This window comes from Okibacterium fritillariae, assembly GCF_052783725.1.
Genome location: NZ_CP199917.1, coordinates 2,186,075 through 2,200,241 on the forward strand (window position 1 = coordinate 2,186,075; position 14,167 = coordinate 2,200,241).

At 68.3% G+C, this 14,167-nt stretch carries 11 protein-coding genes; 2 read left to right on the plus strand and 9 right to left on the minus strand.

What is annotated here, in order from left to right; translation table 11 throughout:
* Position 1: 1 nt before the first annotated feature.
* Entirely contained in the window at positions 2 to 913 is a 912-nt protein-coding gene (prmC, locus tag ACUWEX_RS10115) for a peptide chain release factor N(5)-glutamine methyltransferase (protein ID WP_445996155.1), read from the minus strand.
* A gap of 204 nt (positions 914 to 1,117) precedes the next feature.
* Between prmC and cysK the strand changes: the two genes are divergently transcribed.
* Positions 1,118 to 2,056, plus strand: a complete 939-nt coding sequence (gene cysK / locus ACUWEX_RS10120; protein ID WP_079728356.1) for a cysteine synthase A — start codon at positions 1,118 to 1,120, stop codon at positions 2,054 to 2,056.
* 12 nt (positions 2,057 to 2,068) lie between these two features.
* The gene (gene epsC / locus ACUWEX_RS10125; protein ID WP_079728355.1) at positions 2,069 to 2,653 is read left to right on the plus strand and encodes a serine O-acetyltransferase EpsC; all 585 of its coding nucleotides are present in this window, start codon (positions 2,069 to 2,071) and stop codon (positions 2,651 to 2,653) included.
* Between the two features lie 135 nt (positions 2,654 to 2,788).
* Here the strand turns inward: epsC and prfA are convergent, their stop codons facing one another.
* The 8 genes from prfA to argS all read right to left on the minus strand — a co-directional run bounded on the left by prfA (position 2,789) and on the right by argS (position 14,103).
* A complete protein-coding gene (gene prfA, locus ACUWEX_RS10130) occupies positions 2,789 to 3,868 on the minus strand; it encodes a peptide chain release factor 1 (protein WP_079728354.1) in 1,080 nt (359 codons plus the stop codon).
* 101 nt (positions 3,869 to 3,969) lie between these two features.
* On the minus strand, positions 3,970 to 6,276 hold the full coding sequence (gene rho / locus ACUWEX_RS10135; RefSeq protein WP_445996156.1) for a transcription termination factor Rho: 2,307 nt from the start codon (positions 6,274 to 6,276) through the stop codon (positions 3,970 to 3,972).
* A 284-nt stretch (positions 6,277 to 6,560) separates the two neighbouring features.
* The gene (thrB, locus tag ACUWEX_RS10140; protein WP_445996157.1) at positions 6,561 to 7,511 is read right to left on the minus strand and encodes a homoserine kinase; all 951 of its coding nucleotides are present in this window, start codon (positions 7,509 to 7,511) and stop codon (positions 6,561 to 6,563) included.
* The gene (gene thrC, locus ACUWEX_RS10145; protein ID WP_445996158.1) at positions 7,508 to 8,593 is read right to left on the minus strand and encodes a threonine synthase; all 1,086 of its coding nucleotides are present in this window, start codon (positions 8,591 to 8,593) and stop codon (positions 7,508 to 7,510) included. The genes thrB and thrC overlap by 4 nt, the downstream gene beginning before the upstream one ends.
* Positions 8,593 to 9,915: a homoserine dehydrogenase gene (locus tag ACUWEX_RS10150; protein WP_079728350.1), complete on the minus strand. Its 1,323-nt coding sequence runs from the start codon at positions 9,913 to 9,915 to the stop codon at positions 8,593 to 8,595. Before ACUWEX_RS10150 ends, thrC begins: the two co-directional genes overlap by 1 nt.
* Entirely contained in the window at positions 9,912 to 11,420 is a 1,509-nt protein-coding gene (gene lysA / locus ACUWEX_RS10155; protein WP_445996159.1) for a diaminopimelate decarboxylase, read from the minus strand. The genes ACUWEX_RS10150 and lysA overlap by 4 nt, the downstream gene beginning before the upstream one ends.
* A 179-nt stretch (positions 11,421 to 11,599) precedes the next feature.
* A complete protein-coding gene (locus ACUWEX_RS10160) occupies positions 11,600 to 12,391 on the minus strand; it encodes an LmeA family phospholipid-binding protein (RefSeq protein WP_445996160.1) in 792 nt (263 codons plus the stop codon).
* A gap of 44 nt (positions 12,392 to 12,435) precedes the next feature.
* Positions 12,436 to 14,103, minus strand: a complete 1,668-nt coding sequence (gene argS / locus ACUWEX_RS10165) for an arginine--tRNA ligase (protein ID WP_445996161.1) — start codon at positions 14,101 to 14,103, stop codon at positions 12,436 to 12,438.
* Positions 14,104 to 14,167 lie beyond the last annotated feature (64 nt).

Genomic DNA, 14,167 nt, shown 5'->3' on the forward strand with positions numbered 1-14,167 from the left:
TCTAGCGGACGGCCGTCGTGGTGCGGTCGCGAAGCGTCAGGTCGACGTGCGTGGCGGCGGCGCGCCACCCGCGTTCAGTGAGGATCGATCGGATGTCGGCGCCCTGGAGCTCGCCGTGCTCGATGACGAGCAGCCCACCCTCGCGGAGGAGCCGGTGCGCCGTGCGTTCGAGCGAGCGAACGAGGTCGAGGCCGTCGGGGCCACCATAGAGAGCCATGGCCGGGTCGAACAGTCGCACCTCGGGGTCACGTGGGATCGCGTCATCCGGGACGTAGGGCGGGTTCGAGATGACGACGTCGACCGTTCCGTCGAGCTCGGGCAGCGTGCGACCCATGTCGTCGAAGACCAGGCGGGCGTTGGATGCATCCACCGCCGCGAAATTCTCGCGGGCCCAGATGAAGGCGTCGACGGAGGCTTCGACGGCGTGCACGCGCGCGTTCGGCACCTCGGTCGCCATCGCCAGCGCGATCGCGCCCGAGCCCGTGCCGAGGTCGACCGCGACGGGTTCGGGGGTCGGCACCTGGCGCAGCGCATCGATCGCGATCTGCACGACGCCCTCGGTTTCGGGGCGGGGTACGAAGACCCCGGGGCCGACGCGCAATTCGAGCGAGCGGAACCAGGCGACGCCGAGGATGTGCTGCAGGGGTTCGCGCGCGGCGCGGCGCTCGAGCAACGACTCGAGCGCGGTCGCGGCGTCGGCGTCTGCGCGACGCCCCGTGATGAAGGCGGCTTGCAACTCGCCGCGGCCGAGGCCCGTCACGTGGCCGAGAAGGAGTTCGCCGTCGACATCCGGGCTGGGCACACCCGCGCGTGCGAGACGCTCGACGGCCGAATCGCGCAGCTCAGACAGGAGCGCGACGGGCTCGGGCGACGGGCTCGAGGAGGGCTGGGGGGAAGAAGGTGTGTGAGGCATACGCTGACGGCCGTTGACGGCGACCGTTCCGCCCGGAAGCCTAGCGCAGAGGCGGCGGACCCTCATCTCGGGGCTGAGCCGAGAAGATGACGAGCGTCTCGTCATCTTCGACCCACACCCCATTCAGACGAATAGGCTTGAGGATGCGCCGAACGGCGTGCACCAGAAGGATGTCGTGCGGCACACCGCACAGGGAGGCAGATCGTGGCAGGCAAGATCTATTCGAACATCACCGAGGCATTCGGCAACACGCCCCTGGTGCAGCTCAACCGCGTCACGGATGGCGCGGGCGCGACCGTGCTAGCCAAGCTCGAGTACTACAACCCCGGGTCGAGCGTGAAGGACCGCCTCGGCGTCGCCATCGTCGACGCGGCCGAAGCATCCGGCGCCCTGAAGCCCGGAGGCACGATCGTCGAGGGCACGAGCGGTAACACCGGAATCGCCCTGGCACTCGTCGGAGCGGCCCGCGGTTACAAAGTCATCCTCACGATGCCGGCCTCGATGAGCCAGGAACGCCGTGTGCTGCTGCGGGCCTTCGGCGCTGAACTCGTGCTCACCGAACCGGCGCTCGGCATGAAGGGTGCCGTCGAGAAGGCGAAAGAGATCGTCGACGAGACCCCCGGCGCCATCTGGGCCAAGCAGTTCGCGAACGAGGCCAACGCCGAGATCCACCGCAAGACCACGGCGCAGGAGATCTGGCGCGACACCGACGGTGACGTCGACATCTTCATCGCGGGCGTCGGAACGGGCGGAACCATCACGGGCGTCGGCCAGGTGCTCAAGGAGCTGAAGCCCGACGTGCAGATCGTGGCCGTCGAACCGCTCGACTCCCCCATCCTGAACGGTGGCAAGCCCGGGCCGCACAAGATCCAGGGCATCGGCGCCAACTTCATTCCCGAGATCCTCGACACGACCGTCTACGACGAGGTCATCGACGTGTCGTTCGAAGACTCGATCGACGTCGCCAAGCGTCTCGCCGCCGAAGAGGGCATCCTCGCCGGTATTTCGTCGGGTGCCATCATCTGGGCCGCCCGCGAGCTCGCGAAGCGCCCCGAGAACGCTGGCAAGAAGATCGTCGCCATCGTCTGCGACACCGGTGAGCGCTACATCTCGACGCCTCTCTGGGCTGGCCTCAGCGACTAGGCTCGACACTCTATGAGTGTTTTCACCCGCATCAGGGAAGACCTGACAGCCGCGCGCGTGCACGATCCTGCCGCGCGCGGCCGGGTGGAGATCTTTCTGACCTACCCCGGTTTGCACGCCATCTGGGCGCACCGGTTCAACGCGCGATTGTGGCGGCGCGGCATCCGGTTGCCCGCCCGCGCCGGGTCGGCGTTCGCTCGCTTCCTGACCGGCATCGAGATTCATCCGGGTGCCCAGATCGGCCGACGATTCTTCATCGATCACGGTATGGGTGTCGTCATCGGCGAAACCGCAGTGGTGGGTGACGACGTGATGATCTATCACGGCGTGACGCTCGGCGGGAAGAGCCTCGGACGACAGAAGCGTCATCCGACGATCGGCGACGGCGTGATGATCGGAGCCGGGGCCAAGGTTCTGGGCGATATCGTCATCGGCGCGCATTCGGTCGTGGGCGCGAACGCCGTCGTGACGCGCGACGCTCCCCCGCATTCGATCATCACCGGCATCCCGGCGACGGCTCGGCCCCGCAATCAGGCGACGCCCATCGAGCGTGCTCAACTGGGCGACGACGCGGAGGCGGCTCCCGCCTCCGAGTGACCACCCGCGGTGCGCGGGCTCGGGCGATCACCGTCGGCCGGCCAGTGGCTCTCTGTGCAATCGACACGATCGCACGCAGAAGGCCGACCCGGATGATCGGGTCGGCCTTCTGTCGGTTTAACGGGGTGTTGTGGACTAGCTCTGGTCGCCGATGTCGGCGAGACGGGCCTCTTCGTCGGCCAGGATTGCCGACTCGATGACGGGCTCGAGCGCCCCGTTCATCACAGAGTCGAGGTTGTACGCCTTGTATCCCGTGCGGTGGTCCGCGATGCGGTTCTCGGGGAAGTTGTACGTGCGGATGCGCTCCGAGCGGTCCATCGTGCGGATCTGCGTTTTGCGCGCGGCGCTGTCGAGGGCCGCCTGCTCCTCCTGCTGACGCGCGAGGATGCGGGCGCGCAGCACGCGCATGCCGGCCTCGCGGTTCTGCAGCTGGCTCTTCTCGTTCTGCATGGCCACCGTGATGCCCGTGGGAAGGTGCGTGATGCGCACGGCCGAGTCGGTCGTGTTCACGGACTGTCCGCCGGGGCCCGACGAGCGGTAGACATCGATCTTGAGGTCGTTCTGGCTGATCTCGACCTCTTCGGGCGCGTCGACCTCGGGGAAGACGAGCACACCCGTCGTCGAGGTGTGGATGCGTCCCTGCGACTCGGTCGCGGGAACGCGCTGCACGCGGTGCACGCCACCCTCGTATTTGAGGTGCGCCCAGACCCCCTGCGACGGGTCGGTGGCGTTGGACTTGATGGCCACCTGCACGTCTTTGTAGCCGCCGAGGTCGGATTCGGTGCGCTCGAGGAGCTCCGTCTTCCAGCCCTTCGACTCAGCGTAGTGCATGTACATGCGCAGCAGGTCGGCGGCGAACAGCGCGCTCTCGGCGCCGCCCTCGCCACCCTTGATCTCCATGATCACGTCGCGCCCGTCATCCGGGTCGCGCGGGATCAGCAGGCGTCGCAGCTTCTCTTGCGAGGTGGCCAGGTGCTCCTCGAGCGAGGGCACCTCTTCGGCGAACGCCTCGTCCTCTTTGGCCAGCTCGCGGGCGGCCGCGAGGTCTTCCTGCGCCTGGTGCCAGGTGTTGTACGCCGCCTGGATGCGCGACAACTCGGCGTAACGCCGGTTGATCTTCTTCGAGCGTGCCGGGTCGGCGTGTACCGCCGGGTCGGCCAACTGGTCTTGCAGATCTTTGTGCTCGTCGAGCAGCACCTGTACCGATTCGAACATGTCGCTTTCCTCCCGTTGAACCATCCTGCCTCATCAGAGAACCCGCCTGCCCGAGAGCATCCAGAGCGGATGCCGCGGGTCAGGCGGGTTCGGTGAGAAGGCTAGCGGTGGTCGCGCTCGTGGCTGTGGCTGTGGCCCGTCGGCTGCGGCATGGTCTTCTGCATCTGCACGAGGAACTCGACGTTGGACGAGGTCTCTTTCAGCTTGCCGAGGACGACCTCGAGGGCCTGCTGCTGGTCGAGACCTGCGAGGGCGCGACGCAGCTTCCACGTGACCTTGACCTCGTCGGCGCCGAGCAGCATCTCTTCGCGACGGGTGGACGACGCGTTGACGTCGACGGCCGGGAAGATGCGCTTGTCGGCGAGCTGACGGCTGAGGCGCAGCTCGGAGTTGCCCGTGCCCTTGAACTCTTCGAAGATGACCTCGTCCATCTTGGACCCGGTCTCGACGAGAGCCGTGGCGAGGATGGTGAGAGATCCACCGTTCTCGATGTTGCGGGCGGCTCCGAAGAAACGCTTCGGCGGGTAGAGCGCCGCGGCGTCGACACCACCGGAGAGCACGCGACCCGAGGTGGGCGCGGCCAGGTTGTAGGCACGGCCGAGGCGCGTGATCGAGTCGAGCAGCACGACGACGTCGTGGCCCAGCTCGACGAGACGCTTGGCGCGCTCGATGGCCAGCTCGGCGACCGTGGTGTGGTCTTCGGCCGGGCGGTCGAACGTCGAGGCGATGACCTCGCCCTTGACCGTGCGCTGCATGTCGGTGACTTCTTCGGGACGCTCGTCCACGAGGACGACCATGAGGTGCACCTCGGGGTTGTTCGTCGCGATGGCGTTGGCGATCTGCTGCAGCACGATGGTCTTGCCGGCCTTGGGGGGCGCGACGATCAGGCCGCGCTGGCCCTTGCCGATCGGGGCGACCAGGTCGATGATGCGCTGCGTGAGCTTGTTGGGCTCGGTCTCGAGGCGCAGACGCTCCTGCGGGTAGAGCGGAGTCAGGTTGCCGAACTCGACACGCTCGACGGCGTCTTCGACGCTCAGGCCGTTGACCGAGTCGACCTTGACGATCGCGTTGTACTTCTGACGGGCGTTGTTCTCGTTGTCGCGCGGCTGACGGATGGCTCCGACCACGGCGTCGCCCTTGCGCAGGCCGTACTTCTTGACCTGGCCGAGGGAGACGTAGACGTCGCTCGGGCCGGCGAGGTAACCGGTCGTGCGCACGAAAGCGTAGTTGTCGAGCACGTCGAGGATGCCGGCCACGGGGATGAGGACGTCGTCTTCAGCGATCTCGGGCTCGACGTCTTCGCCGTTGCGGCCGCGCTTGCGGTCGCGGTAACGCCCGCGGCCACGGCCTGCTTCGTCGTCCTGACCCGCTGCGGGGCCCTGCTGACGGGGGTTGCCGTTGTTCTTGTCGTCGGCACGAGCGTCGCCGCGGTTGTCACCGCGGTCGGCGCGAGCGTTGTTGTCGCGACCGTTGCCGTTGCCGGCGTTCTGGGCGTTGTCGCCGTCGCCGTTACGTGCGCGGTTGCGGTTGCGGCCGCGGCCCTGGCGCTCGCCCTGGCCGTTGTCGCCATCGGTGTCGCCGCCCTGACGGTCGGAGGCATCGTCGTTCTGCTGCTTGTCGTCGACCTGGTCGGACGACTGCGCGTCGGCACCCTGGGCCGCGCGGCCCTGGCGAGAGTTGCGGTTGCGCCCGCGGCCGGTGGGCTCGTCACCCTGTTCGGCGTTGTCGTTCTGCTTGCGGCCGTTCTTGCGCGGCTCGTTGGGCAGCTCGATGCCGAGGTCGGGCAGCGTTTCCTGCTCGGTGCCGCGGTCGGCACGGTTGCCGCGCTGGCGACGGTTGCCGCGGCGGGGCTCGTCGGTGCCGTTCTGGGAGTCGGCGCCGTTCTGGGCGTCTGTGCCGTTCTGGGCGTCGGTGCCGTTGCTCGAGTCCGCGGCCTCAGGCGCGCCAGCGGCCGAGTCGTCGGCCGGAGTCGCGGGGATCTGCGCGGGCTGGTCGGCATTCACGTGGCCGACCGCCGAGACGGGGCCCGTCGCGGGCGCCTGGGCACCCTCGAGAGCGGTCTGTGTGGTGGCACGACGCGGTGCACGCTTGCGAGCCGGAGCGGCGGCGGTTTCGGGCGCCTGCTCGGTGGCGGGCAGCTGCGTCGCCACGCTGTCGGCCGTCACAGCGGCGGATGATTCGGGGACCTGTACCGCGTCGATCGCGGGTGCCGCGGCGGAACCTTCGGCCGCGATGGTCGGCTGTGCGCCGCCCTGCGCTGCCTGGATCGCCTCGACGAGGGCTCCCTTACGGAGTTTGGATGCGCCCGGGATTCCCAGCTGCGCGGCGAGGACCTGGAGGTCTGCCACTTTGAGCGAGGTCAGCGGAGCGCCGGATTCCACGGGTGTGTGGATGTTGACGTCAGTCACGAAAAGTATTTTCCTTCCCCCCGCCCGGGCGCATACGGCTCGTCGGGAGCGCCGGTTGCCTACGCGTCTGGGGGCTTCTCCTGAACGTGCCTACCGGAGAGAGAACGTTCGAGTGAACACGGTAGAGAGCACACGTTGCGGAGGCAACAGCATTGAATGTGCGGATTCACCCGACGGACAGATTTACCTGAACGGCATTTCCCCCGGGATCGCTACCACTGTAGCACTCAAACTTCGGGCCTCCCGCCACGCGCACCGGGGGTTGCGCTGGCGCGTCGGATGCCTCATCTGCTCTCGGAAGCGAGGCGCTCGTCGTCGTCGACCGGGGTCACCGTGGCGCCCTTGAAGTCGACCGCGAGCATCATGGCCTGCCACGGCGTGTCGGCCTGGGTGGCGACGAGTTCGGCGGCCGCGAGACGTTGGCCGGGGCCATCCGCCAGCACGAGGATGGAGGGCCCGGCACCCGAGACGACGGCCGCGTAGCCGGCGTTGCGCAGCAGTGTGACGAGCTTGGCCGTTTCGGGCATGGCGGCCGCGCGGTAGTTCTGGTGCAGCTTGTCTTCGGTGGCGGCGAGCATGAGCTCGGGGCTCTGCGTGAGGGCCGCGATGAGCAGCGCCGAACGGGACACGTTGAAGATGGCGTCTTCGTGCGGCACCGAGGCGGGCTGGAGGCTGCGCGCGAGCTTCGTGGACATGGTGAACTGCGGCACGAAGACGAGCGGGGCCACGCCGCGGTGCACGATGAGCCGTTTCTGCTTCGGCCCGGATGTCGTGAGCCACGCGATCGTGAGTCCACCGAACAGGGCCGGCGCCACGTTGTCGGGGTGGCCCTCGAGGTCGGTCGCGATGCGCAACAGCGTGTCGGCGTCGATCTCGACGTCACCCTGCAGCAGGCCCTTCGCGGCCATGATGCCCGAGACGACGGCGGCGCCCGACGAGCCGAGCCCCCGCCCGTGCGGAATGGTGTTGCGAGCCGTGACGTTCACGCCGGGCATGCGTCGCCCCATGGCCTCGAACGTGTAGGCCATGGAGGAGACGACGAGGTTACTCTCGTCGGTCGGGACCTCGCCCGCGCCGACACCGTGCACGGTGACATGGGCGCCGGGCTCGTCGCGCACCTGCACGTCGAGTTCGTCGTAGACGCTGAGTGCGAGACCGAGCGTGTCGAAGCCGGGGCCGAGGTTGGCGGTGGTGGCCGGAACCTTCACCGCCACCCGGCGCGGGGTGGTGGTCACGCCTGACGTTCGGCGACGAGGCCGAGCACGCTCGCGACCTCGGCCGTGTCGACGGGAACGATGGTGGGAGTGACCTGGCCACCGTCTTCGGTGCGCAGGGCCCACTGCGGGTCCTTCAGCCCGTGACCCGTGACCGTGAGCACGACCGTACTGCCCGCGGGGACCTGGCCGGCTTCGGCGCGTTCGAGCAGGCCGGCGACGCTGATGGCCGACGCGGGTTCGACGAAGACGCCGACCTCGGAGGCCAGGATCTTCTGCGCGAGCAGGATCTTGTCGTCGTCGATGGCGCCGAAGTAGCCGTCGGTCTTCTCGCGCGCCGTGAGGGCGAGCTCCCACGAGGCGGGATTGCCGATGCGGATGGCGCTGGCGATGGTCTCGGGATGCCGCACGAGCTCGCCGCGCACGATGGGGGCGCTGCCGGATGCCTGGAACCCGAACATGCGGGGCAGCTTGGTGGTGGCGCCGCGCTCGAGCTCTTCGGTGTAGCCCCGCGTGTAGGCGGTGTAGTTGCCCGCGTTGCCGACCGGGATGAAGTGGAAGTCGGGCGCGTCTTCGAGCACCTCGACGATCTCGAACGCCGCCGTCTTCTGGCCCTCGATGCGGTCGTTGTTGACCGAGTTGACGAGGTGCACGGGGTAGTTCTCGGCGAGGTCACGCGCGATGTTCAGGCAGTCGTCGAAGTTGCCCTGGATCTGGATGAGCTGACCGTTGTGCGCGACGGCCTGGCTGAGCTTGCCCATGGCGATCTTGCCCTCGGGCACGAGCACGGCGGCCGTGATGCCGGCGTGCGCGGCATAGGCGGCAGCCGAGGCCGACGTGTTGCCGGTGGAGGCGCAGATGATGGCCTTGGCGCCGTGTTCGACGGCCTTGGAGACGGCCATCGTCATGCCGCGGTCTTTGAACGAACCCGTGGGGTTCATGCCCTCGAACTTCACGTAGACGCGGGCGCCCGTGCGCTCGGAGAGGGCCCGGGCGGCGATGAGCGGCGTGCCACCCTCGCCGAGGCTGATGATGGGGGTCTTGTCACTGATGTCGAGACGGTCTGCATATTCGTGCAGAACTCCGCGCCACTGCTTCGCCATTATTCGGCTCCTTCAACTCGTAGAACACTGACGACGGCCTGCGTGTCTTCGCTGGCCGTCAACGCCTCGACTGTTGCCTGCAGCGCGGCCTCGCGGGCCGCGTGGGTTCCGATCACCAGGGTGGCGGTGCCGGTGGCGTCGTCTTCTTCGCCGGGTTGGACGGTCTGCTGGACCGTTTCGACCGAGACGCCACCGTCGCTGAGGATGCCAGCGATCCGGGCGAGGACGCCCGGACGGTCGGTGACGAGAAGGCTGATCTGATATTTGGTGGTGACACTGCCGATGGGCAGGAGTGGGAGGTCGGCGTGCGTCGACTCGCCAAGGCCGGGGCCGCCGGCGACGTGGCGACGGGCCGCCGAGACGAGGTCGCCGAGGATGGCCGAGGCGGTCTGCACGCCGCCGGCTCCCGCGCCATAGAACATGAGGGGGCCGGCTGCCTCGGCTTCGACGAAGACGGCGTTGTTGCCCCCGTGCACCGAGGCGAGCGGATGATTGCGGTCGACGAGCGCGGGGTAGACCCGGGCCGAGACACCCTCGGTGCCGTCTTCGTCGGTGATGCGCTCGGCGATGGCGAGGAGCTTGATGACGTAGCCGGCGTCTTTCGCCGCCTGGATCTGCTCGGGCGTGATCTGGCTGATGCCCTCGCGGTGCACACCGCTGGCGGGCACGCTCGAGTGGAACGCGAGGCTGGCCAACAGGGTGGCCTTCTGCGCGGCGTCGTATCCCTCGACGTCGAGCGTGGGGTCGGCCTCGAGGAACCCGAGCTCGAAGGCGGTCTTCTGGGCGTCGGCCATGCTGTCGCCGAAGCGATCCATGCGGTCGAGGATGTAGTTGGTGCTGCCGTTGACGATCGCGAGGATGCGCTTGATGTTGTCGCCGGCCAGGCTGTCGCGCAGCGGACGGATGATCGGGATGGCTGCGGCGACGGCTGCCTCGTAGTAGACCTCGGCCCCGACCTGCTCGGCCGCACCGAAGATCTCGGCACCGTGCTCGGCGAGCAGCGCCTTGTTGCCCGTGATGACGTCGGCCCCGGCGTTGAGGGCCTGCAGGATGTAGGTCTTGGCCGGCTCGATGCCGCCCATGAGCTCGATGACGATGTCGGCGCCCACGATGAGGGTTTCGGCGTCGGTCGTGTAGAGCTCTCGAGGCAGCTCGACATCCCGTTTGGCGTCGAGGTTGCGCACGGCGATGCCGACGAGCTGCAGGTCGGCTCCCGATCGGGCCGCCAACTCTTCGCGGTTCTCGAGGAGCAGACGCGCCACCTGCGAACCAACGGAGCCGGCACCCAGGAGGGCCACCCGGAGCGTGCGGTATTCGATCATCGTGCGTCCAATCCGGCGTCACGCGCCAGTAGTTCGGCCTCGGTCTCGCCACGCACGATCACGCGCGCGGTGCCGTCGACGACCGCGACGACGGCGGGACGACCGAGATAGTTGTAGTTGCTCGCGAGCGACCAGCAGTAGGCGCCCGTGGCGGGCACGGCGACGATGTCACCGGAGGCGGCGTCGCCCGGCAGGAAGTCGGCGTTGACGACGATATCGCCTGATTCGCAGTGCTTGCCGGCGAGCCGCACGAGCGCAGCCGGTGCGTCGGATACCCGGTTGGCCAGGCGCACCGAATAGTCGGCCCCGTAGAGGGCGGGGCGGGCGTTATCGCTCATGCCGCCGTCCACGCTCAGGTAGCGGCGCACCGACGATGAGCCGTCGTCGCCCGCGACCTGCACGTCTTTGCGCGTGCCGACCGTGTAGAGGGTCATGCCGGCGGGGCCGATGATGCTGCGGCCCGGCTCGAACGCGAGGTTCGGCACCTCGACGCCGAGGTCGGCGGCGGCACGGAAAACGGCGTCGGCGATGCCCGCGGCGATCTGCTCGATGGGCTGCGGGTCGTCGGCCGTCGTGTAAGCGATGCCGAAGCCGCCGCCGAGGTTGAGCTCGGGCACCGGCCCACCCTCGAGCAGTTCGCGGTGAGCGACGAGGAGGCGGGCGGCCGACTCGCCGAAGCCCGACGCGTCGAAGATCTGTGAGCCGATGTGGCAGTGCAGCCCGCGGAAGTCGAGCGAGTCGTGACTGCGGATCTGGGCCACGGCGGCTGCCGTGTCGGTGAGCGGCAGCCCGAACTTCTGATCTTCGTGCGAGGTGGCGAGGAATTCGTGTGTGTGCGCGTGCACGCCGCTGTTGACCCGCAGGCGGACGCCCTGGCGGCGCCCGTGGCGCGCGGATGCCTCGGCGACCCGTTCGATCTCTTCGAGGCTGTCGAGCACGATGGTGCCGATGCCCGCCGCGACGGCGCGTTCGATCTCGGCGAGGGACTTGTTGTTGCCGTGGAACCCGAGTCGAGCGGCCGGTGCGCCGGCAGCGAGAGCCAGAGCGAGCTCACCGCCCGAGCACACGTCGATATTGAGGCCCTCGTCGATCATCCATCGCGCAACCTCGGCCGACAGGAACGCCTTCGCGGCGTAATAGATCGTCACATCGGGCACGCGCGGCGTGTCACCGGAACCTGCGGCGCCTGAGTCGGACCCGGCGGGCGCTTCGGGGGCCGAGCCGGCGCGCGAAACAGAACCGGCGCGAGCTGCAGACTCGGCTCGGGCGGTGACGGCGGAACGGAACGCGGCGAGCGTGCGGGCGGCACGGGCACGGGCGTCGGCCTCGTCGACGACATAGAGAGGAGTGCCGAAGGTCTCGACGAGCTCGCCCGCGGTGACACCGGCCACCTGGATCTGGCCGTATTGGTCGCGCTCGGTGTTGGCCGAGAAGAGACCGTCGCCTAAGTCATTGGCGTCGTCGGGCAGGGCCAGCCAGTCGGGTGCGAGGGGGTGTGTTGCCACCGGGGAACCAATCGTGCGGAGGGAGCAGTCGCCCGGCAGAGGACGACTCCCAAAGTGTACCGAGAACGTCTGTGGGCCACGAACCCGCGGAGGGGCTGTGGACGATTCTGCGCGGGGCGCGCTGTGGAGAACAAACCTACCGAGAGATCATCCTCGGAACGGCATATGAACCGGGCTGGCTAGCCGCAGGTGCCCGGCGTGCGGAGCGAGCTGCCAGAGAGAACAACGTCGTCGGCCGAAGCCGTGACGGTGGCCTTGTCGGGGGTCACGGTGAGGCCCGTCAACGTGACGGCCTCCGGCAGACGCGATGCGACGCAGATCGAGAGGGGCTGCTGCTGCAGGAGCAGGTCGATGACGGGCTGCACGTCGATGTTGAGCGACCCCACATCGACCGACGCCTTCTCGGGCACCAGCTCGACGGCGTTTCCCGCCACCGTGGGCGTCGCCGTGAGCGTGTAGGGAATCGAGAAGCCCAGGATGGTCTGCGTGGAGTCGTAGGTGACGACGCCGTCACCCAGCGTGAGGGCCTGGTCGGCGTCGGGGGCCTCGGCGAGCACATCGAGCGCCTGCTGCGAGATCGAGAACGAGGCGTCCACGTGTCCCACCGGTTCGGTGGTGTCCTTCGGTACATCGCTCAAAACGGCCCGGGCCGAGATCGGGATGTCATTGATCGTCGCATCCCGAGCCGTCACCGTCACGGTCTCGAAAACGCCCGTCACGTATTGATAGATGAACGGCGGGCCGCTGATCTCGACATCGACATCGGCGACGACACCCGCGGGCAGGTTGTCCTCGATCTGCTTCTTCACGACACCTTCGGCGACGTCGCTGAGCGCGCTGTCGAGCATCCAGAGCGCCAGCCATCCCACGCCGACGATGGCCGGGATGAGGAACAGCCACAGCACCCAGCCGAAGCGGGCGCGCCGCGGGACATCGGATTCCTCGAATGCGAAATCGAAACCGTCGCTCATCTGCTCCTGCTCCCCCATCGTTCCCCCCACTCTGACCTTCTCCGCTACATGCGGTCGGGTGCCGTCACACCGAGCAGGTCGAGCCCGTTGCGCAGCACCGTGCCCGTGGCGTCGTTCAGCCACAGCCGCGTGCGGTGCACGTCTTCCACGGGCTGCTCGCCGAGCGGGATGACGCGGCAATTGTCGTACCAGCGGTGATAGAGGCCGGCGATCTCTTCGAGGTAGCGCGCGACGCGGTGCGGTTCGCGCAGCTCGGCGGCCTGGGCCACGATGCGCGGGAACTCCTGCAGCGCGCCGAGGAGCGCCGACTCGGTCTCGTGCTCGAGCAGTTCGGGGCGGAACACGCTGCGGTCGACACCGGCCTCGGCCGCGTTGCGGGCGACGCTACGCGTGCGCGCATGTGCGTACTGCACATAGAAGACGGGGTTCTCGTTGCTGCGCTTGCGCAGCTGCTCGCCGTCGAGGTCGAGCGGCGTGTCGCTGGGATAGCGTGCCAGCTCGTAACGCAGCGAGTCGGCGCCGACCCACTCGAGCAGGTCGTCGAGCTCGACGATGTTGCCCGCACGCTTCGAGAGCTTGGCGCCGTTGACCGTGACCATCTGGCCGATGAGGACCTGGATGTTGACGTCGGGGTCGTCTCCCGCGGCACCCGACAGGGCGCGCAGGCGGTGGACGTAGCCGTGGTGGTCGGCACCCAGCAGGTAGATCTTCTCGGTGTAGCCGCGGTCCTTCTTGGACAGGTAGTAGGCGGCGTCGGCCGCGAAGTAGGTGTAGATGCCGTTGCCGCGGATCATGACGCGGTCTTTGTCGTCGCCGAAATCAGTCGTGCGCACCCAGACGGCGTCGTCGTCTTCGAACACGTGGCCCTGGGCCTTGAGGCGCTCGGCCGCGTCGTCGATGGCGCTGCGGCCCGTGGCCGGGTCTTTCTCGTGCAGCGTCTGCTCGGTGAAGAAGACGTCGAAGTGCACGTTGAAGCGCTCGAGCGAGTCTCTGATCTCGGCCATCTGCAGGTGGTAGGCGCGCTCGCGGAACTCGGCCAGCGTCTCGTCGCGCGGGCGCTCGAGCAGGGACGGGTCGGCGGCCACGACACGCGCCGCGAGCTCGCCGATGTACTCGCCGGGGTAGCCCTTGTCGGGCGTGGGCTCACCGAAGGCGGCGGCCTGCACGGAGAGGCCGAACTTGTCCATCTGGTTGCCCGCGTCGTTGATGTAGTACTCGGTGCCGACCTCGGCTCCGGATGCGCGCAGCACGCGTCCGAGGGAATCGCCCACGGCCGCCCAACGCGTGTGCGCGAGGTGCAGAGGACCGGTCGGGTTGCCCGACACGAATTCGAGGTTGATGACGTGCCCGGCGAGCGACTCGTTGCGGCCGTAGTCGTGGGCGCGCTCGACGATGGTGTGCGCGATCTGGCCGGCGGCGGCCGCGTCGAGGCGCACGTTGATGAAACCGGGGCCCGCGACATCCACGCCCTGCACGCCGTCGACCGAAGCGAGGCGCTCGGCGATCTCGGTAGCCAGCTCGCGCGGGTTGGTGCCGAGCTTCTTGGCCAAGCGCATCGCGATATTGGAAGACCAGTCGCCGTGCTCGCGGTTCTTCGGGCGCTCGAGCACCACATCGGTGGGCGAAAGCTCGGCTGCGGCACCCGGTCGTCGCCCCTCGACGAGCGGGACGAGGAGGTCGAAGAGGCTGCGGGAGAGGTCTGCGGGAGTCACAGCGATCAACTCTACCGTGCACCGAATGTAACCATCTGCCGGGAATCGAACGCGGAATCGGGGC

Bases quoted from the DNA above. Each gene is read 5' to 3' on its own strand.
- thrC (WP_445996158.1), bottom strand. From the start codon at position 8,593: ATGGCGAAGCAGTGGCGCGGAGTTCTGCACGAATATGCAGACCGTCTC.
- ACUWEX_RS10160 (WP_445996160.1), bottom strand. From the start codon at position 12,391: ATGAGCGACGGTTTCGATTTCGCATTCGAGGAATCCGATGTCCCGCGG.
- epsC (WP_079728355.1), top strand. From the start codon at position 2,069: ATGAGTGTTTTCACCCGCATCAGGGAAGACCTGACAGCCGCGCGCGTG.
- ACUWEX_RS10150 (WP_079728350.1), bottom strand. From the start codon at position 9,915: ATGATCGAATACCGCACGCTCCGGGTGGCCCTCCTGGGTGCCGGCTCC.
- prfA (WP_079728354.1), bottom strand. From the start codon at position 3,868: ATGTTCGAATCGGTACAGGTGCTGCTCGACGAGCACAAAGATCTGCAA.
- prmC (WP_445996155.1), bottom strand. From the start codon at position 913: ATGCCTCACACACCTTCTTCCCCCCAGCCCTCCTCGAGCCCGTCGCCC.